The organism is Enterococcus sulfureus ATCC 49903 (assembly GCF_000407605.1).
GTDB classification, from domain to species: domain Bacteria; phylum Bacillota; class Bacilli; order Lactobacillales; family Enterococcaceae; genus Enterococcus_G; species Enterococcus_G sulfureus.
The window spans coordinates 1-22,316 of sequence record NZ_ASWO01000005.1 but is presented as its reverse complement, the minus strand read 5'-3'; the positions used below and the strand labels follow the sequence as shown (position 1 = coordinate 22,316).

The window sequence follows — 22,316 nt, the reverse complement described above, 5'->3', positions numbered from 1 at the left end:
AAATCCAGGTCCCTTTGACCTTATTTTGTGTTGACTAAACACTGTCCCCAATTAAACAACTGCATGACGCAGATAAAGGAGTTTATATTATGATTTATAAAGTTTATTATCAAGAAACAAAAGAAAGAAACCCAAAAAGAGAGCAAACACAAACGCTCTACATCGAAGCAGAATCTGACGTAATCGCACGTCAACTTGTTGAAGAAAATACCCCATATAACATCGAATTCGTACAACTACTAGATGGCAACCATTTAGAATACGAAAAAGAAAACACTGATTTCCAACTTAAGGAGTTTTAAGATGAAAGTCTCACTAAAAAATAATGAGACTGGCGTATTTGGTATCGGTGGACTAGGTGAGATTGGTAAGAACTGCTATGGGGTTCAATTTCAAGATGAAATTATCATTATCGATGCTGGAATCAAATTTCCAGAAGATGAATTATTAGGAATCGATTATGTTATTTCTGATTATAGTTATATCGTACAAAATATCCAAAAAGTAAAAGGGTTAGTGATCACCCATGGTCACGAAGACCATATCGGTGGGATCCCTTTCCTTTTACGTCAAGCCAACATTCCGATCTATGCTGGACCACTAGCTTTGGCATTAATTACCAATAAACTAGATGAGCATGGATTGTTGCGTGATGCGACACTGCATGAAATCAATGAAGATACCGTGATCCGTTTTAGAAAAACATCTGTTAGTTTCTTTAGAACGACACATAGTATCCCTGATGCCTTAGGTGTAGTTGTCAAAACACCTTCTGGAAATATCGTGGCGACTGGTGACTTTAAATTTGATTTTACACCAGTAGGCGAGCCAGCGAATTTACACAAAATGGCTCGAATCGGTGAAGAAGGCGTGCTTTGTCTGCTATCCGATAGCACCAACGCTGAGATTCCGACATTTACAAAATCTGAGAAAACAATTGGTTCTTCGATTGTGAAAATTTTTGAAAAAGTAGAAGGCCGAATTATTTTTGCTAGTTTTGCTTCCAATATCTTCCGCTTGCAACAAGCGGCCGATGCGGCTGTCGCAACGGGAAGAAAAATCGCTGTTTTTGGACGCAGTATGGAAAATGCAATCGTGAATGGCCAACGTTTAGGCTATATCAATGTGCCGAAAGGGACGTTTGTTGATGCCCACGAACTCAATCGTTTACCTGCAAATGAAACCATGATTTTATGTACCGGATCTCAAGGTGAACCAATGGCTGCCCTTAGTCGAATTGCCAACGGAACCCACCGTCAAATTCAGATTCACCCGGATGATACTGTCATCTTTTCAAGTTCTCCAATTCCAGGAAATACAACAAGTGTCAATCATCTGATCAACTTATTGCTAGAAGCTGGCGCACATGTGATCCATGGAAAACTAAACAATATCCATACTTCAGGTCACGGTGGCCAAGAAGAACAAAAATTAATGTTACGGTTGATGAAACCAAAATTCTTTATGCCTGTTCATGGTGAGTTTAGAATGTTGAAGATCCATACCAAGTTAGCTCAAGCAACTGGTGTGCCAAAAGAAAACTGCTTCATTATGGAAAATGGGGATATGTTAGCCTTAACTGCAGATAGCGCCCGTCTTGCTGGTCATTTTAACGCCAGTGATGTCTATGTGGATGGTAATGGAATCGGCGATATCGGGAATGTCGTGTTACGTGACCGTCGTATTCTTTCTGAAGAAGGTTTAGTGTTAGCTGTTGCAACTGTCGATATCGCGAAAAAAGAAATTTTGGCCGGACCAGAGATCTTGTCACGAGGATTTGTCTACATGCGTGAATCCGGCGAAATGATCAATGAAGGACAGACGATTTTATTCCGCGCTTTACGTGAAGCTTTGCGTCAAACTGATTGTACAGAACATAAATTAAAAGAAGCCATGGCTTCTGCCTTGCAGCCGTTCTTATTTGAACAAACCGAACGTCATCCAATGATTTTAGGGATGATTATGACACCAGATGAATTAACTGCATAAAAAAAAGCTCATTTCATAATGAAATGAGCTTTTTTGCTACAATGATCTATGCTTTAGTAACGTTTGCAGCTTGAGGACCACGATCTGATTCTTCAACGTCAAATGTTACAGTTTGACCTTCTTCAAGTGTTTTAAATCCGTCTGTTTGGATTGCTGAAAAGTGAACGAATACATCGCTACCGTCTTCACGCGTGATAAATCCAAAACCTTTTTCTGCATTAAACCATTTTACTGTACCTTGTTCCATGTAAATAACCTCCTCATGCAAAAGCATTAAATTATCGTAAATTGCTCGTGTAAGACAGAGGCCTGACAACCTTTGCTTCAAAATCTTTTCAAACAAATTACACCTAGTATATTACACGTGTATTTGATTTTTTGCAATAGAATTTCAGAGATTCTCCCTAGATAACGCCTTCTTCTTTTAAACTAACATACTGTTGGTGTCCTACGACAATGTGATCTAGTAACTCGATTCCCATTAAGAATCCACACTTTTTCACGCGTTTCGTAAATTCATAGTCTTGTTCTGATGGTTTGGGGTCGCCACTGGGATGATTATGGGCAATTAAAATTCGAGCGGCACTATGACGTACGGCCCCTTTAAAAATTTCTCGTGGATGCGCGATCGATTGATTCAAAGATCCAATAAAAATCGTTTCTTTTCCCATTACCTCATTTTTGGTATTCAAGTAAAAGCACAGTAAATGCTCTTGCGCTAAATCACGCATCTCCTCCATCAACTGTTGCGCGATCATAAAGCTCGACGTAATTTTTCCAAATTTAGTTTGTTGACTCACTTGGATCCGTCGTCCTAATTCGATCATTGCCTTTAACTCGACTGCTCGTACCAATCCAATCCCATTGACTTGCTGTAATTCAGCTAAATTTGCAGTACGTAAGGCATGAAGCGTTGGAAATTGTAGCATAAATGCCGTGACGATTTGATTTACATCGTATTGTTTATTGCCGCTGCGAAATAAAATAGCGAGTAATTCTGCTGTGTGCAACTGGGTTTCTCCATATAAAACTAACCGTTCACGAGGTGGAAGATTCACTTCTTGTTCCATCATACGCCTCCTTTTACTTATATATACGCAAAAAAAAACAAGTCACAGCCTCTCACTGCGACTTATTTTTTAAATAAATCCTTGTTCAACTAAATAATGAGGAACATCTGATAGACTTTCTAGAACGGCTTCCATTTGCATATCGACTGTTGGTGGCAATAAATCAGGAATCATGATCACTGAAATATCTGCTCGATTGGCAGCTAGAATACCATTATGTGAATCTTCCAAGACGAGCATGTGTTGTGGTTGCGTTTGAAAATATTCTTTAGCAGCGATAAATAAAGCTGGATCTGGTTTGGCTTTGGCGACATCATCTGCTGTAAACACGGCATCGAATCGCTCGAATATCCCTTGTTTTTCAAGTAATTGTTTAACTAAAGGACGGGTATTACTCGATGCTACACAAGTTTTGATCTGATGTTGAGCACAAAAATCCAAGACTTCTACCACACCAGGTTTTAACTTTCCTTCCCCTTGCTCGAACAAGTCTAAACAACAGGCATAACTTTCTTCAATAAATCGTGTAACTAGATCTGCCCCGTGGATGTCATCGTAGATTTTGTGATACCAAGCGTATAACTCTTCATCTGATAATCCCAAACCTTCTAGATAGGTTTCTTTTGTATACGCCATTTCATATTGATCAGCAATTTTTTGACTTCCTAAATAATAGACTTGTTCTGAATCAATCAATAATCCATCCATATCAAATATAAGTACCTCTAGTTTAGCCATTATTTTCCTCCAATAAAGTTAAAATAAACGCGCGAACTTCTGACACAAAATATAAAGAACCTGTAATCAACAATACATCATCTTCTTGCATTTTTTCGAGAATCTCTCCAAGACCTACTTGCCATAAAGATACAAAAGATAACCGTTTTGGTGCCTTTTTTAATAATGAATCACTTAGTACTAAGGCTTTTGGAAAATCAAATGTCGTCAGTAAAATCTCACAATTTGGAATCGTAAGCAATTGATCGATCATTTGAGTAACAGGCTTTGTTTGTAAAGCAGAAAATAACACGTAAATCTTACGTTGACTAAAGTCTTGTTGCATATTCTCAACTAAACGTGCCATCGCATGTTCATTATGTGCTCCATCTACGATAATCAATGGATCTGTATGCAGTCGTTCCATTCGTGCTGGCCAGTACGCTTGTTTTAATCCACGTCTGATCTCTTTTTGCTGCGGTTTCAGATTCATTTGTGTGCAGTAATTCAAAAAGGCTTCCAAAGCCACACTCGCATTTTCCACTTGATGACGCCCCATCAGCGGGATATATAGCTCTTGAATTCTGCCTGCTTCGTTATAAAATGTCCACCATTCGCCCCACTGTGCATCTACATGTTCGTAGTGTGGATGAAAATTCTGATCATAAATACTTGCCGGTGCTTGTTTATTTTTTGCGACTTGTTTTAAAACCGACAATGCCGGTTCGGCTATATTCCCGATGACTACCGGAACAGAAGGCTTAATGATTCCAGCTTTTTGAAGGGCAATCTCTTCGATCGTATCGCCTAAAATATCCATATGATCTAGTCCGATTGTAGTGATCACACTGACTTTTGGCGTAATCACGTTCGTGGAATCGTATAATCCACCTAGGCCAACTTCGATGACCGCGACATCTACATTTTCTTGTGCAAAATAAAGAAAGGCACATGCCGTTAAAATTTCAAATTCTGTGATTCCAGTTAATTCTGGATCTTCATCTAAGGCCATCACAACCGGATAAATCCGATTGACAATCGTTACCAATGCTTCGTCGGAAATAAACGTTTGATCGATTTGGATTCGCTCATGAAACCGTTCGATATAAGGAGAGGTAAATATGCCGACTGTCAATCCTTGTTCTGCCAACAAAGACCGTAAAAAACTCACCGTCGATCCTTTCCCATTCGTTCCAGCCACATGGATTGTTGGGATTTGATGTTCTGGATGGTCGCATTTTTCAAGCAAAGATTCAATGCGCATCAAACCAGGTCGGACTCCAAATTTTTTTCGACTATGGATCCACTCGATTGCTTCTTCTACCGTTGTGTACATGTTTTCTCCTCCACTTCAAAAGATAAAAAGATGACAGGAAAGTTTTTCACTGCCATCTTTTCAACACGTTCTTACAAGCTACGTAACTGTGCAATACGATCGGTTACAGCTTGTTGTTTTTCTAAATAATCGACTTCTTTGGCTTTTTCTTGTGCTACGACTTCTTCAGGTGCATTGGATACAAAGCGCTCATTAGATAGCTTTCCTTGTACACGTTTCACTTCTTTTTGCCATTTGTCTAATTCTTTTTCTAAACGTGCAATTTCTTCTTCCACATTGATCAATCCAGCAAGTGGCAAGTAAATCGTTGCTCCAGTCAAGACAGCAGACATCGCTAGTTCTGGTGCCTCTAAGGTTGTTGAGATCACCAATTCTTCAGGATTACAAAAACGCTCAATATAATTTTTATTGGTAGTTAAGAAGGTATTGATCTCTTCATCTGCTGTTTGAATCAGTAAGGTGATTGGTTTAGATAACGGTGTATTCACCTCGGCACGAATATTACGAACAGCACGAATCAAATCACTTAATACGGCCATTCCTTTTACCGCAGCTGGATCATCAAATGCTTCATGCGCAACGGGGTAGTCTGCTACAACTAATGATGTCCCTTCGTGTGGTAGTTTTGACCAAATTTCTTCGGTTACAAATGGCATGATCGGATGCAATAGACGTAAGATTTGATCTAATGTATAGACCAATACGGCTTGGTTCATCGCTTTTGCTTGTTCATTTTCGCCATATAGCGTTTCTTTACTCATCTCGATGTACCAGTCACAAAAATCATCCCAGATAAAGTTATACAATTGACGTCCGGCTTCACCAAATTCAAAACGGTCAAATAAATCCGTTACTTTTACGATCGTTTCATTTAAGCGAGACAAGATCCAGCGATCTGCAACTGATTTTTCACCTTCGATCGAAAGGTCGGCTACGGTTTTTCCTTCACAATTCATTAAGACAAAGCGTGAAGCATTCCAAATCTTATTGATGAAGTTCCATGCTGCATCCATTTTTTCATAACTAAAACGAACATCTTGTCCCGGTGCTGAACCATTTGATAAGAACCAACGCAATGCATCTGCACCGTATTGTTCGATCACTTCCATTGGATCGATCCCGTTTCCAAGTGATTTACTCATTTTGCGCCCTTGTTCATCACGGATCAACCCATGAATCAAGACATTGTTAAATGGACGTTCATTTGTAAACTCTAAACTTTGGAAGATCATACGGCTTACCCAGAAGAAAATAATATCATAGCCTGTGACTAGTGTATTCGTTGGGAAGTAGCGTTTAAAATCTTCTGCCTCTTCATTCGGCCAACCCATTGTTGAAAAAGGCCATAGAGCTGAACTAAACCATGTATCTAACACATCGTGATCTTGATGCCAATTTTCAGCATCTTCTGGCGCTTCCATACCGACGTAGATTTCACCCGTTTCATTATGATACCAAGCAGGAATACGATGCCCCCACCATAATTGACGTGAAATTACCCAATCATGGACATTGTCCATCCAACGTAAGAACGTTTGATTGAAACGTGGCGGATAAAAGTCAACAGCATCCTCAGTTTCTTGATTTTCAATTGCACGTTTTGCCAAAGGCTCCATCTTCACAAACCATTGTGTAGATAAACGTGGTTCTACTACAACACCTGTTCGTTCTGAGTGACCCACACTATGGATCATTTTTTCGATTTTGACTAAACGACCGGCTGCTTCTAAATCCGCAACGATTTGCTTACGAGCAGCAAAGCGATCCATCCCTGCGTATTGTCCTGCCAACTCATTCATTGTCGCATCGTCATTCATCACGTTTACTCGTGGAAGATCATGACGGTTCCCTACCTCAAAGTCATTTGGATCATGTGCGGGTGTGATTTTTACCACTCCTGTTCCAAATTCCATATCGACATATTCATCGGCGATAATTGGGATTTCTTTATTGATCAACGGTAAGATCACATGTTTTCCAATCAATGCTTGATAGCGTGTATCTTCTGGATGTACCGCAATAGCTGTATCACCTAAAAGCGTTTCTGGTCGAGTCGTCGCAATTTGAACTTCTCCAGAACCATCTGCTAAAAGATAGCTCATATGATAAAACGCACCTTCGATATCTTTGTGGATTACTTCAATATCGGATAACGCAGTTCGTGCTTGAGGATCCCAGTTAATAATGTATTCCCCACGATAAATCAACTCTTTTTCATACAGAGTAACAAAAACTTTACGCACCGCTTCTGACAATCCGTCATCTAATGTAAAGCGTTCACGGCTGTAATCAAGAGATAAGCCTAATTTAGACCATTGCTCACGAATATGACCAGCATATTCTTCTTTCCATTCCCATACTTGATCGACAAACTTCTCACGACCTAAATCATAACGAGAGATGCCTTGCTCACGTAATTTTTCTTCTACTTTTGCTTGTGTAGCAATTCCAGCATGGTCCATACCAGGTAACCATAGCGTATCAAATCCTTGCATTCGTTTTTGACGAATGATCATATCTTGCAATGCAGTATCCCAAGCATGACCTAAATGGAGTTTTCCAGTTACGTTGGGTGGTGGGATCACGATTGAATAGGGTTTTGCTTTTTTATCTCCACTTGGTTTAAATAAATCTTGATCTAGCCATGACTGATAGCGGCCACGTTCGACATCTTGGGGTTGATACTTACTTGATAATTGATTGTCTGTCATAATGTTCCTCCTTATTTTTCCATAAAAAAAGTCCTAATGTGTTAAACACATTAGGACGTAAATTACGCGGTACCACCTAAATTGCAGAATGCTCTGCCTCTTAATACGTGTGTTAACGAACACGACACGATGGCTCCTACTTTTTGTTCAAAGCCATAACTCACAAGCTACCTTCTGTTACGTGCGACAAAAACCTTTCAGCCTTGGGTTTTTTTTCTGTAGACACACGGATAACATACTCCTCTTGCTCTTTGTTTGACTACATTTTACAACAAGCACGGATCAAAAGTCAATCAGACTAAGTCTTTTGCCACCATTAAAGCTTTCGCATAATCTGGTTCATGACTCATTTCCGATACGATTTCACGATGACAAATCACACCATTTGCATCCAATACAAAAATGCTACGTGCGTATAAACCAAGAGCTGGCATCATTAAATGATACTGCTCATCAAATGTTTTCTCCGGATCATGCAACATCGTCATTTCGATACCTTCTTGTCCACACCAAGCAGCTTGCTCTTCTTTGGTATTCACAGATAGCGTTAAAAAGTGGATGCCTTCTAAACGACTGGCTTCCTCATTAAAGCGTTTAGTTTGTAATGCACATACTCGCGTGTTGATATCTGGAATCACACTAATGATTACTGGTTGACCAGCTAAACTTGATAGTGTGACGAGTTGTTCATTCATGTCATATAGATGAAAATTGGGGGCTTTCTCATTCACCTCTGGTTGTTTTCCTGGTACTTCGATGGGCTCCCCTTTACGTGTAATGTACATTAATTCCACTCCCTTTATCTTGTTCTACTCTTTTAGTATACGGTAGATAAAGATAAAAAAACAATCATTCTGCTTTAACTTTTTCCTTTTGATTCATCATTGAATCAAAGAAAATCAGGGTTTGTAACTCTGTTGTTAAATCAATATATTGAATATGGATTCGTTTTGGTACTTTTACTCGATCTGGTGCAAAATTCAAAATCGCTGTGATTCCGGCATCTACGATTTGATCAATCGCATTTTGCGAGTATTGGCTTGGTACAGTCGAGATCGCAATCGTAATTTGCTCTTCTTCAATAACTTGTTTTAACTCATCCATCCCATGAACATAATAGCCCGCAATCGTTTTACCAATTAAGTTGGGATCGTTATCAAATACACATACAATTTGTAGATTCTCGTTGCGTCGGAAATTATTATTTGCCAAAGCCTTTCCTAAATTTCCAAACCCAATCAACGCGATCCGTTTTTTTTGATCACTTTCTAATAAGTCTGTGAAGACTTCAACCAAATAAGGAACATCATACCCATAACCACTGCGTCCTAGTTCACCGACATAAGAAAAGTCACGTCGAATCGTTGCAGAAGGAATTTGCGTGATTTGAGCAAAATCTTTTGATTTGATTCGACCAATTCCCGACTCATTGAGCATATTCAAATATCTTAAATACAAAGGTAATCGTTTTGCTGTCGCTTTTGGCAATTTTTTGTGTAATTCTTTTCCCAATGCTCTCACCTCTTGTTAATCTTTTCACATATAAGTGTATCATGCTTCTAGTCAAAGTGCAAATTTTCACGAAATAAAAAAACTACCCAGTCCTATCCTGACTAGGTAGTTTAAAATAGATTTCATTATAAAAATTCATCGAATTCAGATACTTCATTAGAAGAAGAAACTAAAATTTCTTCAAATTTAAGATTAGCTAACGCCCGTTCCATTAATCCTGCCACATCAATTCGTCCTTCATATTTTTGAACTTTTTCTAGCTGTGGACGTGTTTTAGGTTGAGGCGGCGCAAAAATCGTACAGCAATCCTCAAAAGGTTGGATCGCAATATCAAACGTATCAATTTCTTGAGCAAGTTCAATGATCTCCAATTTATCCATTGTCGCGACTGGACGAACGATCGGAGTACTGGTTACTTCGTTGATTGCGACCATACTGTGTAAAGTTTGTGAAGCCACTTGTCCTAAAGATTCGCCATTAATAATCACTAGACCATTTTGTTGCATACGAATCGCATCAGTCAATCGCAACATCATTCTACGTGTGACCGTCATCCAATATGCCTGTGGAATGCACCGTTTGATTTCTTCTTGTACTTCAGTAAATGGGACTTCAATAAATGAGATCGAGCCACCATAAGGCGTTAATTTTTTTGTCAGATCTTTTGCTTTGCGTAAGGCTTGTTCGCTTGTATACGGAGGACTAGCAAAGTGCACAGCTTCTAATAATACCCCACGTTTCATCGCCAAATAACCGGCAACTGGTGAATCGATTCCACCAGAAAGCATCAACATGCCTTTACCCGCTGTTCCTACAGGTAAGCCGCCTGCACCTTTGATCGTTTCACAAGATAAATACGCACCATCTAAACGAATTTCTACTCGCAAATTAATGTCTGGTTTTTTCATTTGAACATCGATTTTTGGAAATAAATCAATGATTGCATTTCCAACCAATACATTTAGTTCACCACTATTTTTTTCGAAACTATGATCACTTCGTTTAGCGGTCACTTTAAACGTCTCTGTTCCAGAATAACGTTCTTTCATCATCGCTTGTGCCATATGGACAATCGCCGCGACGTCTTTTTCAACTCGAATACTTGGCGAAAAATTTTGAATCCCAAAAACTTTTTGCAATTTTGGAATGATTTGAGTACTATCTTCACCATTTAATAATAAATGCATTCGATCGCGATCGGCATTGATTTTGATTTTAGGAAACTCACCTAATGTTTGACGTACGTTTTCAGCGAGTTTCATAATAAATTTGCGACGATTTTTTCCTTTCGTCGATAGTTCACCGTAGCGAACCATAATTTCTGTATATTTCACATTGACACTCCTTATCCTACTTTTATAAATTTTTGATAGAGCTGATTGAAAATGATCATAAATTGCTCAACTTCTGCCATTGTATTTTGTTCATCTAAACTTATTCGGACAGCGCAAGTAGCTAGATTTTCTTCTACTCCCATCGCATAAAGTGTACTACTTGTCAGTTTATTACGACTAGAACAGGCACTTGTTGTCGAAATAAAGATTTGTTTTTCTTCAAATGCATGGACTAAGACTTCACCTCGTATTCCACGTAAGGCAAAACATAAAATATGCGGTGCATACTCTGGACCTTCTGAAAAGACGGTGACTTTGCGATATCCTTTTAAGGCAGATACAAGTGCTTCTTTTAAACGTGGCAGTTGATTTTTTTTCACTATAGCTCGTTCATTTGCTAAACGTAACGCTTTTGCCATCGCGACGATCGCAGGTACATTTTCAGTACTACTACGGTAATTTTTTTCTTGGCCACCACCTGTTAATAATGGAGCTAATTTACGTCCTTCACGCCAAAAAATAAAGCCGACTCCTTTTGGCCCATGAAATTTATGCGCCGAAAAAGTAGCAAAATCAACGCGATCCGTTAACCAATCAGCTAATTCTAATTTTGTGATGGCTTGTACGGCATCCACATGAAAGTGAATCTTAGGAAACTGTTCGAGTAACGCACTGATTTCTTCAATAGGTTGGATCGCACCTACTTCATTGTTTACAGCCATTATGGAAACTAAAATCGTATCTTTTTTTATCAACTCACTTAATGCAGACACCTCGACGATTCCTTTTTCATCAACTGGAACTTCGCTGATTTCAAATCCTAGTTGTGCCAGTTGTTTCGCAGACTCTTTAATTGCCGGATGTTCTACACTTGAGATGATGATATGATTTCCAAATTCACGTTTTTCTAACGCTGTACCTTTTACTACCCAGTTATCACCTTCTGTTCCACCACTGGTAAAAAAGATTTCCTTTTCGCTCACGGCTAAAGAAGTGGCGATCTGTTTTCGCGCTTGTTCCAATAAACGTTTTGCTTGATTTCCTAATTCATGTAAACTAGAAGGATTGCCCATAATTCGCTGGCTTGTTTTTATGTATGTATCTAATGCTTGAGGGTCGATCGCCGTAGTTGCACTATTGTCAAAATAAATCACAGTTGTTTTTCCTCACTTTCGAAATTCTTATCCATTATACGGCCCCACTTCTATTCTTTCAAGGTATCTTATTTAACTCTTTTTAAACCCTCATCACTTATTTAGAAAAAAAAACAAGTAACAGAAAATTCTGCTACTTGTTTTTCACGTTATACTAGATCTGGATGTTCAAAGTAGAAATCTTCGATTCGCTTGAAAGCACCTGGTTCAACTTGTTCTAAAGCTGTTCCAATTACATCTAGTGCTTCTTGGTATCGATACTCATGTTTGAACAAATCTAAACTGCGATCGATAGCCGCTTTGATATCTGGATGTGAATGACGGTAACGGTTCGCGTATTGCAACATTTGTTCTGTTAACGCAGCTGCATCCACAAATGAATGTGTTTGATCCGTGAGTTCAATCATATCTTCATCACAAATTGTAATCAGTTTGTTGATTTGATCCATATCGATACGGATTTTATTTAAAGATTTATTTAGTTCTTCTACACGGTCTGTTACGGTAAAGAAATAATCTAAATAATCTCCAGGAAGCCCTGGTAAACGTTGTTTTTCAACAAATCGTTTTAAATTACGTAAAGTGAATTCGTAATGTTCCATTTTTTCTTGTGCAACTTTTTCACCTTCGCGCAATTCATGAATGCCCTCATCAATTGCAACTTGTTGGTTTTCGATCGAATCTAAAATTTGGAATGCATCTTTTAAAAAGGCTTGAACTTCAGTAAATGGTAATTCATGATGTTCAATTTGAGGTGCTAGTCCTTCGTTACGACGCGATAATTCTTCGATTTCAGATTGGAATGCACGTACTTGACCTAATTCATTATGATTCAACGCATAGCTTTGTGCCGTATGATCAAGTTCAATCAATAACTGACGATTATTACGAATCGAATGATTGATATAATCTGCTAACACTTTACGGTTACGCAAGACATATTTTTTCGCTTCATATTCTTTTTCCATAAAGCTATACAATGTTTCAATTTGATCATTGATTTCTTTAGATGTCGTTTCCACACTATCCAATGAAAGTTTTTCTAACTCTTCTAGTGCTGTCTGTACTTGATGATCGATCTGGTTTACATCTTCTAGCACATGATCTTCAGGAAATACGTAATTTTCTTGAATCATTTTTTTGTATCCAGTTTTTAAATCAGTTAATTGATCTGGAAATTGTTTCTTTAATTCATCTGCCAAAGGAGGGATACGTTTCATTGTTGTTTCAAGTGCATACGTATCTTTTTCTGCATTTGCCAAGACTTCGCGCGCTTCAACTGGATCGCCTGAAGTGTTTAGCATCACAAATTTCGCAAATTCACTTTCCACTGTCTTCGCTAACTTTTGCAATTCAGCAAATGCAGGTTCAAATTTATCTGATTCTTCGCGTAATTCGGTTTTTAGTTCTTCATAAAGATCAAGTGCATTTTGTACTGCGACTGAATTGCGTTCTTCTGTTTCACGCAATTCTTTTAGGCCCTTACGAATTTCTTGTGCTTGCTGTTCCATTGCCGTCATCGTTTGTTCTGCATCTTCAACTGCAGCTTTAGCTTTAAAGAATTTTAGCGATTCATTCAAGCTTTCTACTTCAAAGATTTGACTTTCCAATTCAGCAAATGAAGTGGTTGATAGATCTGTCCACTTTTGTTTCCATTCACGAAATGTATTTTGGCTTTGGCCAACCAAATGCATTTTTTTGATTTCGTCGATTTCTTCAAGGACGGGTAAATCAAATAAAATTTCTTTACGTTTTTCTAACGCATTGAGTTTTTCTTGATTTTTCTTTCTAATAAAATAGCCGACTAAGTAAAAAGCTGCGACTACGACTAGAATCACCACGACCAAGCCAACGACTCCGTTTTTTCCCATTCACGGTTCCTCCAATTTTCAAACTTTCGCTTTAAGTCCGATGATTACACGATCGAACCATAATCGGACGAGAAGAAAGGCATTTCTTCAAATAAAGACATCTACGTTAAATTATACCATAAAGCCTTGCTTCGTTCACTAATCTACTAAAAAAAAAACACATTTTCCATTTGCAGCTTTTTTCTCATCAAATCTTCGGAATTTTTTAAGAAAACTATTGATTTATTAGGCTTAAAACTGTACCCTAGATGAAAATGAATGAAAACAAAAGGACGGACGATATGAAAGTAGCCAAATTCGGAGGAAGTTCACTTGCTTCTGCACAACAAGTGACCAAAGTAGTTTCGATCATCAAAGACGATGCCACACGTCGTGCCATTGTGGTTTCAGCACCGGGAAAACGTAGTAAGGAAGATACCAAAGTAACCGATCTATTGATTGAGTTGCATCAAGCCATTTTAGATCAGGCACCGACAGATACGTTAGTTCATGCTATCTATCAACGTTATGTTGAGATCGGTATGCATTTTAATGTCGAGACAACAGTATTAGAAGAAATCAAACATGATTTAGAACAACTAACATTACATGATGAGTTTTTTACGCCTTATTTTTACGATCGTGTTCTAGCAAGTGGTGAGAACAATAATGCACGTTTGATTGCAGCCGTATTAAATACACAACAGGTGAATGCGCGCTACGTCAGCCCGCAAGAACTCGGTATGCTCGTTAGTGAAGAACCTCAAAACGCACAAATTTTGCCTGAAGCTTATAAACGAATCGCGAAGTGGCAACGTGCTGAGGAAATTTTAGTCATCCCAGGTTTTTTTGGCGTGACAAAAAAAGGAGAAATCTGTACATTTTCTCGTGGTGGGTCTGATGTAAGTGGTGCAATCGTTGCTGCTGGTTTAAAAGTGGATCTTTATGAGAACTTTACAGATGTCGATGGGATTTTTGCTGCAAATCCAAACTATGTTCATCAACCAGAACTGATCAACGAACTGACGTATCGTGAAATGCGCGAACTCGCTTATGCTGGATTTGGTGTTTTTCATGAAGAAGCGTTGATGCCTTCGTTTAAAGCACATATCCCAGTAGTCATCAAAAATACGAATAATCCCACACATCCAGGAACAAAAATCACAAATCAACGGGATACCACCCATCAGCCTGTGGTCGGGATCGCTAGCGATGAAGGATTTAGTATGATTTATATCAGCAAGTACTTGATGAACCGCGAAGTCGGCTTTACCTTACGCGTTTTAAAGATTTTCGAAACGTTTGGTTTAAATTATGAACATATGCCTTCTGGTATCGATGATATTTCGATTATTTTACGTGCAGATCAATTAACCGATGTTTTAGAAGAAGAATTATTGCGTAAGATCGCCTACGATATCGATCCAGATGAATTACGCATCACCCATGATCTATCGATGGTAGTCGTCGTTGGCGAAGGAATGCGTCAACGCGTGGGGATCACGGCCGAAAGTACGGCTGCTCTTGCCCGTAAACAGATCAATCTTGAGATGATCAATCAAGGAGCGTCTGAGGTCAGTATTATGTTTGGTATTCATAAAGAACAAGAACAGCTTGCCATTCGCAACTTATATTACACATTTTTTGATTAAAAAAATGCTCTCTATTGGCCGACTAAACCATTAGAGAGCGTTTTTTTTGTTTTTGTAAGGATACCAAAATGTTCCATTGCCTCACAGATCCCATCATCTTGATTTGATTTTGTGACATAATCAGCCACAGCCTTCACGTGATCACTGGCATTCCCCATTGCCACACCGATTCCTGCTGCTTGTAACATCCCCATATCATTTTCATGATCACCAAACACCATGATCTCATCTAAAGAAATGTCCGTAAACCGTCCAAACATTTGAATCCCGACGATTTTATTCCCATCTTTTGGTACGATGTCTACCGAATAGGGATTCGACCGCAAAACGTCGACTTGTTCTAGTTGATGCAAAGAAGCCTCGTCACTTGGCGTCGTCAATACCACACATTGATACACTTTCAGTTGTTGGTCAAGCATTTGTCTGACACCTCTAGACAAGCGCTTGGTTTTAAGATACGAAAACAATTTCGTTACTTTTTCTAGTGGAAACCATTTTGAAAGCACTGGGATCCATGCTGAGAATGGATAAGTATGACCAATTCGAATCGCGAAACTACCTATTTTTTTCGTTCTTGTTTCAAAAATCATTTGACGTTTTTGATGGGTACATACTTCGACTAATTCTTCTAAACGCTCTGGCGAAAACGTTCGTTCGTAAATCGATACATCTGCCATCTCTACTAATGATCCATTATAACTGACACAGACATCGATCGGTAAATCTTGAATCAGACGTTGGATTTCAAATGGAGCTCTTCCTGTCGCAACCCCACAAAAAATACCTTGGCTTTGAGCCGTTTCAATCGCGCAACGTGTTGAATGACGGATTTGACCTTGACTAGTTAATAATGTCCCGTCTATATCAAAAAAAATCGCTTTGATGTTTTTCATCGACTCAGCCTCCTTTTATTAGAATAAATCCAATTGTGATGGATTTAAATCATGGTATGTAATCTCTAACAGTTGAATCAGCTGGCGAGCATTTTCAGCTGCATCTCCACCTGAATTATTATTGAAAATAAATGCGACATCTGCAGTCTTTTTTGTGAGTTCTTTGGCAAGAGTAGCAAATTCTTGTAATTCTTCTTGCGAATATCGATATAAGGTACGGAATTTTCGTGCATCTTTTCCCGTATGCAGCCATCCTGCATCATTTCGTCCATGCAAGCGTATCACGCCTATTGTTTTGTTGGTAATCGTTGGATCTAATGGCACAGTAGTTGGCAATTTTTTAGGTTCATCTACAATGACTAATGACAGCTGATGGGCATACATAAAACGATACATGTTTTTGTTATACCGCTTATCATACCAACTTCGATGTCGAAATTCAATCGCTAATGGAATAGTTGAAAATAACTGTTTGAGTTCTTCTAGATAAGTAACATGCTCACTGGTACAAGTGAATCGTGCCGGAAATTGAGCTAAAACGCAAAATAGTCGACCTGTTTGATATAAGGGGGCGATTCTTTCCAAAAAGCGCTGTGCCTCTTGTTGAAATGTCGTATTTTCTGGTAATGGATGGTGTGTCGTGAATATGCCCGGTACTTTTAAAATAAATCGAAAACTTGCTGGTGTTTCTCGGATCCATTTTTTAATTGCCTGTTGTGTTGGGATAAAATAAAAACTTGTATCCAGTTCAACGATCGGAAATTGACTGGCATACTCTGATAATCCTGTTTTTGTTTTTCCAGTAATCACTTGATGTTCTTCAAATCCAGTACACCCAATATAAATCATGACCTCACATCCTTTAAAGAAATTTCGCTATTTTTAGCATTTGCCCTTGTATATCTCAGATAGCTTGCGTATACTTTTTTTACACGACGACGAAAAAGGAGCACACGTTATGAAACAAATTCTCGTATTGCATACAGGAGGCACTATCGCTATGAAAGAAGATGCAACTGGTGTATCTCCTGATGCCATTAATCCACTACTGACAACCACTCTTTCGATTCCTGAAAGTATTACTTTGACTGTAGAAGATTTTTTAAATGTCCCAAGTCCTCATATGACATTCATTGAAATGATTGCATTAAAACAACGGATTCAACAAGCCAAAGCAGAAGGCTTTGACAGTATCGTCGTGACGCATGGAACGGATACATTAGAAGAAACCGCCTATTTTCTTGACACGACTATCGGAGATTTATTGCCTATCATTCTAACTGGTGCGATGCGCTCTAGTAATGAGATCGGCAGTGATGGACTGTATAATTTTGCCAATGCACTACGGGTAGCAGAATCTGATGAATCTATCGGAAAAGGCGTATTGGTAGTCTTAAACGATGAGATCCATACTGCACGCTACGTAACCAAAACGCACACGACCAATGTGGCGACGTTTAGAACGCCCACTTTAGGACCTATCGGAATCATTACAAAACATCGGATTTTGTTTATGTTAGAATCTTTAGATACGATACGGTATGATGTCAATCAAATGCAAGGATTGGTCCCGATCGTCAAGGCCTATGCAGGGATGACAGGAGACTTTTTTCACATTTTAAATCAAACAAAAATTGATGGAATCGTAATCGAGGCCTTAGGTGCTGGAAATCTCCCACCTGCAACATTACCCGAGATCCAAAAGTTGCTAGATAAAGATATCCCCATCGTATTGGTTTCACGTTGTTTTAATGGCGTTGCTGAACCGGTATATGGATATCCTGGCGGTGGAAAAGAACTTGAAAAAATGGGGATTATTTTTTGTAATACCGTCAATAGTCAAAAAGCAAGAATCAAATTATTGATTGGGAAAAATGCCCAGTTGTCCGAAACAGATTTCCGCCAATTTATTCAAAAATAAACGAACGCATGCGTTCGTTTATTTTTTTTGCCATTCAATTTCTGCCTCGCAGCACCGATCATCTCCGACTTGAATCAAATGTCGGCTACATATAGTCGTCTCATCGATTTGAACTAAACTATCGATTTGATTGCCATACGAGACTTCTTTTTCATAACGAATTGTAATGGACTTTGGTTGATGCTGATTTAAAAAATCGTATCCTAAAGCGTCTAAAATCCAATTAAAATAAATTGCATTGTTGACGTGTTGATTGCTATCGATATCATAAAATCGGACACGATAAGGCAACTGTGTGTAAGGTTTCTCTTTATCCAACTTAGTCAGTTGACCAAAACGACGAATCTTACTGATCTTCTCACTCTCAAATGGCGCAATGATTTCTTCTGTGACCCGGCTCATCTTACGGGTATGGATATCCATCAATGCAAAAACAGATTCGATTTTGACCAATTCATTTCCTGCTTCATCATAAAACCAAAACGTCCGGTAACAAAAGTATTTATTATATTCTTGTGCCTTTGTTGTTACACTAACGGTTTCGCCTACTTGAGGTAGACGTGAAATCGTCACATGATAGTTGGTTAAAATCCATGTCACGCCAAAGGATTGGATAAAATCTGTTCCTCGATTCAACTGGTCACTTTGTTCTTCTGAAATACGAATTGCGATACTGATCAACATCGGAATCGTCATGGATCCGGTACGATCGCATTCATAATAAACGACTTCATGTTGACGTGTAAATTCTTTTGCCATTTCTGTCCCTCCTACTGCTAACTTAAGTATACCATGAAACAAAAAAAGACTGATTTTTTAAATCCCGCCTTGTTGAATTTTAGACAAAAAAAAACATCCAAATTGGATGTTTTAAACTCCGGCAGTAGGACTCGAACCTACGACATCATGATTAACAGTCATGCGCTACTACCAACTGAGCTATGCCGGAATAACTTCTTCTATAATATAACAATTTTGTCACGATTTCGCAAGTACTTTTTTAAGTTTTTGCGAATATTTCTTCATTTTTATCCATTTCAATAAAATCGCCGTACAATAAAGAACAAATAGGAGGACTCATGAAATGAAGAAACTCAGATGGTTTATTATATGCTTAGCATGTGCTCTATTCCCCTTACCGATCCATGCAGATACATCCGTACTTTCACCAAGTAATTCTTTCGAACAACAAGGGGCGACTTATGATCAATGGCTAAAAGATGCTCACTTTATCGGAACGGCATTGGTCGTAAAACAACACCACGTCTTACTATATAAAGGCTATGGATTCCAAAACAAAGCAGCGTTTATTAAAAATTCTATTGAGACACATTATGAAATCGGATCTATCCAAAAAGCATTTACTGCAGCTTTGATTGGACAATTAATTGATCAAAAGCAGTTGTCTTTTACAACAAAACTAGCTACATTTTATCCTCAGATCCCGCATAGCCAAGAGATTACTATCAAAGAAATGCTCGATATGGTCAGCGGTTTACACTTGAGTAAAAAACCAAAACATCAAGAATCTGAGACCGCACTTTTAGATTATTATGTAGCTCATACGACGTTTAGTCATCCAAAGCAATTTGTCTATAGCCCAATCAATTATCACCTTTTAGCAGGAATCATCCAACAACTCACACATCAAAGTTATTGGGAGGCTCTCCAGAAAAAATTGATTCTCCCTTATCACTTAACGAGTATCTCTTATTTTACAAATTGGCTAAATGAACCCCAGCATAGTCAGTCTTACAAACAAACCACTTTTGATCCCTATGGGGAATTGATTCCTTTTTCAACGGATACGTATGAAAAAGAACTAGGTACTGGAAATATTGATATGACGATTAACGATTTGTATACATTTTATACTTTACTCTTTCAAGGACAACTGCTCTCACCAAAAACAAAAACAACAATGTTAGCACCATTATATAAAGAAACGTATGTCGGTGGACAATATAACTATTTGAATTACTATCGTGCGCGAGGTGAAATCGCGCAACAACAAACGCTGGCTTTATTTACGCCTGCGATGGATAATGTAGTAATTTTAATGTCCAATAATCGAGAAGATGATACTCAGATGAGCAGCATCAGTTCTATTTTTTCCGATATGATTCATCAAACCATTCAATTTAAATAACATATATAATATTATTCCATCCGTAATTTTTGACATGATTTTTCTTTTAAGTTATCATAATATAAATAAATGGTTAATAAATTTATTTAATATTTCAAGAAAATTATTTATATTAAATAACAAAGGAGGAAAATTATGTTTTATACTGGCATGGCGCTTTTATTTCTAGCGATCATTAGTTTGGTGTGGTTAGTGGCAGCATTTATTCGTAAAACAAATAAAAAAATACCGGGTATCGTTTTTGCCTTAAGTTTGATTGGGTTTATTGTAGTTGTCACCATCACAGGGACAACTAGTGATACAGCAAATCAAAATACAGTTCCATCTGTTAGCACATCTAATTCATCTACTATGGAAAGTACGACAAGCAATACGGAGAAACAAAATACAGCTCCATCCGTTAGCACTTCTAACTCATCTACTGCAGAAAGCACAACTGCAACTGCTGAAGAAAATGATGTTGCAAAGAAGAATGATGAGATTCTAAAAACTACATTTGATGACTACAACGATGGCAACTATATGGATGCTACTGGAGCAGAAGTCTTAACCAATGATGATGGCTCCATTAAATATGTTCAACTAAACGTAAATGATAATTGGAAAGATCTTTCTAAAGATGAACAAGAAAAATATATCGATTTGTTAAAAGCGATCTCTGGTCCATTTAAAGATGGCGAAACCTATCCTTATATGCAAATTCAATCTGATGGTAAATTAGTTGCACGTTCAACTGTACAAGATACCTCAATGATTGATATCGTAAACGAATAAAACACTTGGCTTAGCCAAGTGTTTTTTTGAGTAGAAATTTTGACTTTTGAAACACAGCTAGGTACACTAAACATATACCTAGTTGTCTTGGAACAAATACATGTATCCGCTTTATTTACCAAAGGAGTGAGGATATTATGTTTTATACAGGTCTAATGGCACTACTTGCATTTATTGTCGGGCTGATTTGGCTGATCACTTCATTCGTTTCTTCTAAGCCTAAACGTTTTCCCCTTTTGTTTTTAGCATTCGCTAGCTTTACGTTTTTACTGTCGATTAGCGTCGTCCCTAAATCTTCTTCTACGATTTTACAGTCTGAAACGTTGTCTGCTTCAGTGAGTAAACTTTCTCAAACAGCAAATGAACGACTAGCGACTCTACTTCATACCACTCGTTCTAAAGAACTACCTTATATTCAAAGCGCTTCTGTTTCTCTATACGAAAATGGAGAAGTTCGTCATATCCAATTGAATGTAACAGAGAAGTGGCATACCTTATCTGAAAGTGAAAAAATACAATATGTCCGTTTTATTCAATCTTTAGGTCGATCTTTTGTAAATAAAAGCCGTATGCCGTTTATGCAAATCCATTCTGGACAAGAAGTCGTGGCACGATCTGGTGCGCAAGATCCTAACAGTTTTCATTTTTTCAACTAAAATAAGCGAAGAAATGAGAAAACTCATTTCTTCGCTTATTTTCTTGACTCCGGCAGTAGGACTCGAACCTACGACATCATGATTAACAGTCATGCGCTACTACCAACTGAGCTATGCCGGAATAATTACAGCATGGCAACGTCCTACTCTCACAAAGGGAAACCCTTCACTACAATCGGCGCTAAGAAACTTAACTTCTGTGTTCGGCATGGGAACAGGTGTATCCTTCTCGCTATCACTACCACACTAATTTTTTTTGGAACAAAGCCACTTGACGGGCTTGAACCGTCGACCTCATCCTTACCATGGATGCGCTCTACCAGCTGAGCTAAAGCGGCAAACTTAGGTAATTCGTTATTTCAAAACATAAAAACAAGCTATGTTTGACTCCGGCAGTAGGACTCGAACCTACGACATCATGATTAACAGTCATGCGCTACTACCAACTGAGCTATGCCGGAATAATTACAGCATGGCGACGTCCTACTCTCACAAAGGGAAACCCTTCACTACAATCGGCGCTAAGAAGCTTAACTTCTGTGTTCGGCATGGGAACAGGTGTGTCCTTCTCGCTATCGCCACCACACTATGGTGAGTT

At 38.4% G+C, this 22,316-nt stretch carries 20 protein-coding genes, 4 tRNA genes, 2 rRNA genes and 1 other annotated feature; of the genes, 7 read left to right on the top strand and 19 right to left on the bottom strand.

The genetic code is table 11. The features are described 5' to 3' along the window. The first annotated feature begins 89 nt into the window (after positions 1-89). Positions 90-302, top strand: coding sequence for a DNA-directed RNA polymerase subunit epsilon (locus I573_RS06045; RefSeq protein ID WP_016185916.1), 213 nt, complete (start codon positions 90-92; stop codon positions 300-302). 1 nt (position 303) lies between these two features. Continuing rightward, entirely contained in the window at positions 304-1,989 is a 1,686-nt protein-coding gene (rnjA, locus tag I573_RS06040) for a ribonuclease J1 (RefSeq protein ID WP_016185917.1), read from the top strand. A gap of 46 nt (positions 1,990-2,035) precedes the next feature. Here rnjA and I573_RS06035 read toward each other — a convergent pair whose 3' ends face one another. From I573_RS06035 to I573_RS05990, 10 genes are all read right to left on the bottom strand, one after another. Then, a complete protein-coding gene (locus I573_RS06035; RefSeq protein WP_016185918.1) occupies positions 2,036-2,236 on the bottom strand; it encodes a cold-shock protein in 201 nt (66 codons plus the stop codon). 157 nt (positions 2,237-2,393) lie between these two features. Beyond that, positions 2,394-3,059 (bottom strand): RadC family protein, encoded by a 666-nt coding sequence (gene radC, locus I573_RS06030; protein WP_016185919.1) that lies wholly within the window; start codon positions 3,057-3,059, stop codon positions 2,394-2,396. Between the two features lie 69 nt (positions 3,060-3,128). Continuing rightward, entirely contained in the window at positions 3,129-3,797 is a 669-nt protein-coding gene (locus I573_RS06025; protein ID WP_016185920.1) for an HAD family hydrolase, read from the bottom strand. Then, positions 3,790-5,112, bottom strand: a complete 1,323-nt coding sequence (locus I573_RS06020) for a bifunctional folylpolyglutamate synthase/dihydrofolate synthase (protein ID WP_016185921.1) — start codon at positions 5,110-5,112, stop codon at positions 3,790-3,792. The genes I573_RS06025 and I573_RS06020 overlap by 8 nt, the downstream gene beginning before the upstream one ends. A gap of 71 nt (positions 5,113-5,183) precedes the next feature. Continuing rightward, positions 5,184-7,823 carry a valine--tRNA ligase gene (locus I573_RS06015; RefSeq protein WP_016185922.1) on the bottom strand — a complete coding sequence of 880 codons (2,640 nt, stop codon included), beginning with the start codon at positions 7,821-7,823 and terminating at the stop codon, positions 5,184-5,186. Between the two features lie 48 nt (positions 7,824-7,871). Beyond that, positions 7,872-8,084 (bottom strand) — a binding site (T-box leader). A gap of 32 nt (positions 8,085-8,116) precedes the next feature. Next, positions 8,117-8,608 carry a thiol peroxidase gene (gene tpx / locus I573_RS06010; protein ID WP_016185923.1) on the bottom strand — a complete coding sequence of 164 codons (492 nt, stop codon included), beginning with the start codon at positions 8,606-8,608 and terminating at the stop codon, positions 8,117-8,119. A 64-nt stretch (positions 8,609-8,672) separates the two neighbouring features. Beyond that, positions 8,673-9,335, bottom strand: coding sequence for a redox-sensing transcriptional repressor Rex (locus tag I573_RS06005; RefSeq protein ID WP_016185924.1), 663 nt, complete (start codon positions 9,333-9,335; stop codon positions 8,673-8,675). A gap of 125 nt (positions 9,336-9,460) precedes the next feature. Then, positions 9,461-10,669 carry a tRNA uracil 4-sulfurtransferase ThiI gene (gene thiI, locus I573_RS06000; protein WP_016185925.1) on the bottom strand — a complete coding sequence of 403 codons (1,209 nt, stop codon included), beginning with the start codon at positions 10,667-10,669 and terminating at the stop codon, positions 9,461-9,463. A gap of 11 nt (positions 10,670-10,680) precedes the next feature. Continuing rightward, the gene (locus tag I573_RS05995; RefSeq protein ID WP_016185926.1) at positions 10,681-11,823 is read right to left on the bottom strand and encodes a cysteine desulfurase family protein; all 1,143 of its coding nucleotides are present in this window, start codon (positions 11,821-11,823) and stop codon (positions 10,681-10,683) included. A gap of 149 nt (positions 11,824-11,972) precedes the next feature. Continuing rightward, positions 11,973-13,694 (bottom strand): septation ring formation regulator EzrA, encoded by a 1,722-nt coding sequence (locus I573_RS05990; protein WP_016185927.1) that lies wholly within the window; start codon positions 13,692-13,694, stop codon positions 11,973-11,975. Positions 13,695-13,975: 281 nt separating this feature from the next. Here I573_RS05990 and I573_RS05985 point away from each other — a divergent pair, with 281 nt between their 5' ends. Further along, the gene (locus tag I573_RS05985) at positions 13,976-15,325 is read left to right on the top strand and encodes an aspartate kinase (RefSeq protein ID WP_016185928.1); all 1,350 of its coding nucleotides are present in this window, start codon (positions 13,976-13,978) and stop codon (positions 15,323-15,325) included. Positions 15,326-15,336: 11 nt separating this feature from the next. Here I573_RS05985 and I573_RS05980 read toward each other — a convergent pair whose 3' ends face one another. Both I573_RS05980 and I573_RS05975 read right to left on the bottom strand, forming a co-directional pair. Then, positions 15,337-16,218: a Cof-type HAD-IIB family hydrolase gene (locus I573_RS05980; RefSeq protein WP_016185929.1), complete on the bottom strand. Its 882-nt coding sequence runs from the start codon at positions 16,216-16,218 to the stop codon at positions 15,337-15,339. 18 nt (positions 16,219-16,236) lie between these two features. Next, a complete protein-coding gene (locus tag I573_RS05975) occupies positions 16,237-17,067 on the bottom strand; it encodes a DUF72 domain-containing protein (RefSeq protein ID WP_016185930.1) in 831 nt (276 codons plus the stop codon). A gap of 109 nt (positions 17,068-17,176) precedes the next feature. On the opposite strand from I573_RS05975, the gene I573_RS05970 reads away from it, so the two are divergent. Next, on the top strand, positions 17,177-18,139 hold the full coding sequence (locus tag I573_RS05970) for an asparaginase (RefSeq protein WP_016185931.1): 963 nt from the start codon (positions 17,177-17,179) through the stop codon (positions 18,137-18,139). 18 nt (positions 18,140-18,157) lie between these two features. On the opposite strand, the gene I573_RS05965 is transcribed toward I573_RS05970, so the two are convergent. Both I573_RS05965 and I573_RS05960 read right to left on the bottom strand, forming a co-directional pair. Beyond that, a complete protein-coding gene (locus tag I573_RS05965; protein ID WP_016185932.1) occupies positions 18,158-18,898 on the bottom strand; it encodes an acyl-[acyl-carrier-protein] thioesterase in 741 nt (246 codons plus the stop codon). A 116-nt stretch (positions 18,899-19,014) separates the two neighbouring features. Continuing rightward, positions 19,015-19,088: transfer RNA gene (locus tag I573_RS05960), tRNA-Asn, on the bottom strand. Positions 19,089-19,223: 135 nt separating this feature from the next. Here I573_RS05960 and I573_RS05955 point away from each other — a divergent pair. The 3 genes from I573_RS05955 to I573_RS05945 all read left to right on the top strand — a co-directional run bounded on the left by I573_RS05955 (position 19,224) and on the right by I573_RS05945 (position 21,718). After that, on the top strand, positions 19,224-20,288 hold the full coding sequence (locus tag I573_RS05955) for a serine hydrolase domain-containing protein (protein WP_016185933.1): 1,065 nt from the start codon (positions 19,224-19,226) through the stop codon (positions 20,286-20,288). Positions 20,289-20,423: 135 nt separating this feature from the next. Then, a complete protein-coding gene (locus tag I573_RS05950) occupies positions 20,424-21,062 on the top strand; it encodes a hypothetical protein (RefSeq protein ID WP_016185934.1) in 639 nt (212 codons plus the stop codon). Positions 21,063-21,199: 137 nt separating this feature from the next. After that, complete coding sequence (locus tag I573_RS05945) at positions 21,200-21,718, top strand: hypothetical protein (protein ID WP_016185935.1); 519 nt, start codon at positions 21,200-21,202, stop codon at positions 21,716-21,718. 47 nt (positions 21,719-21,765) lie between these two features. On the opposite strand, the gene I573_RS05940 is transcribed toward I573_RS05945, so the two are convergent. The 5 genes from I573_RS05940 to rrf (I573_RS05920) all read right to left on the bottom strand — a co-directional run bounded on the left by I573_RS05940 (position 21,766) and on the right by rrf (I573_RS05920) (position 22,304). Beyond that, positions 21,766-21,839, bottom strand: a tRNA-Asn gene (locus I573_RS05940). 9 nt (positions 21,840-21,848) lie between these two features. Continuing rightward, positions 21,849-21,964, bottom strand: a 5S ribosomal RNA gene (rrf, locus tag I573_RS05935). A 19-nt stretch (positions 21,965-21,983) separates the two neighbouring features. Further along, positions 21,984-22,056: transfer RNA gene (locus I573_RS05930), tRNA-Thr, on the bottom strand. Between the two features lie 49 nt (positions 22,057-22,105). Beyond that, positions 22,106-22,179, bottom strand: a tRNA-Asn gene (locus I573_RS05925). 9 nt (positions 22,180-22,188) lie between these two features. Further along, positions 22,189-22,304 (bottom strand): 5S ribosomal RNA (gene rrf / locus I573_RS05920). Between the last annotated feature and the right edge of the window lie 12 nt (positions 22,305-22,316).

Bases quoted from the DNA above. Each gene is read 5' to 3' on its own strand.
- I573_RS06045 (WP_016185916.1), top strand. From the start codon at position 90: ATGATTTATAAAGTTTATTATCAAGAAACAAAAGAAAGAAACCCAAAA.
- I573_RS05990 (WP_016185927.1), bottom strand. From the start codon at position 13,694: ATGGGAAAAAACGGAGTCGTTGGCTTGGTCGTGGTGATTCTAGTCGTA.
- I573_RS06015 (WP_016185922.1), bottom strand. From the start codon at position 7,823: ATGACAGACAATCAATTATCAAGTAAGTATCAACCCCAAGATGTCGAA.
- I573_RS05980 (WP_016185929.1), bottom strand. From the start codon at position 16,218: ATGAAAAACATCAAAGCGATTTTTTTTGATATAGACGGGACATTATTA.
- I573_RS05945 (WP_016185935.1), top strand. From the start codon at position 21,200: ATGTTTTATACAGGTCTAATGGCACTACTTGCATTTATTGTCGGGCTG.
- I573_RS05970 (WP_016185931.1), top strand. From the start codon at position 17,177: ATGAAACAAATTCTCGTATTGCATACAGGAGGCACTATCGCTATGAAA.
- I573_RS06020 (WP_016185921.1), bottom strand. From the start codon at position 5,112: ATGTACACAACGGTAGAAGAAGCAATCGAGTGGATCCATAGTCGAAAA.
- I573_RS05985 (WP_016185928.1), top strand. From the start codon at position 13,976: ATGAAAGTAGCCAAATTCGGAGGAAGTTCACTTGCTTCTGCACAACAA.
- tpx (WP_016185923.1), bottom strand. From the start codon at position 8,608: ATGTACATTACACGTAAAGGGGAGCCCATCGAAGTACCAGGAAAACAA.
- rnjA (WP_016185917.1), top strand. From the start codon at position 304: ATGAAAGTCTCACTAAAAAATAATGAGACTGGCGTATTTGGTATCGGT.
- I573_RS05965 (WP_016185932.1), bottom strand. From the start codon at position 18,898: ATGGCAAAAGAATTTACACGTCAACATGAAGTCGTTTATTATGAATGC.
- I573_RS05950 (WP_016185934.1), top strand. From the start codon at position 20,424: ATGTTTTATACTGGCATGGCGCTTTTATTTCTAGCGATCATTAGTTTG.
- radC (WP_016185919.1), bottom strand. From the start codon at position 3,059: ATGGAACAAGAAGTGAATCTTCCACCTCGTGAACGGTTAGTTTTATAT.
- I573_RS06025 (WP_016185920.1), bottom strand. From the start codon at position 3,797: ATGGCTAAACTAGAGGTACTTATATTTGATATGGATGGATTATTGATT.
- I573_RS05955 (WP_016185933.1), top strand. From the start codon at position 19,224: ATGAAGAAACTCAGATGGTTTATTATATGCTTAGCATGTGCTCTATTC.
- I573_RS05975 (WP_016185930.1), bottom strand. From the start codon at position 17,067: ATGATTTATATTGGGTGTACTGGATTTGAAGAACATCAAGTGATTACT.
- I573_RS06035 (WP_016185918.1), bottom strand. From the start codon at position 2,236: ATGGAACAAGGTACAGTAAAATGGTTTAATGCAGAAAAAGGTTTTGGA.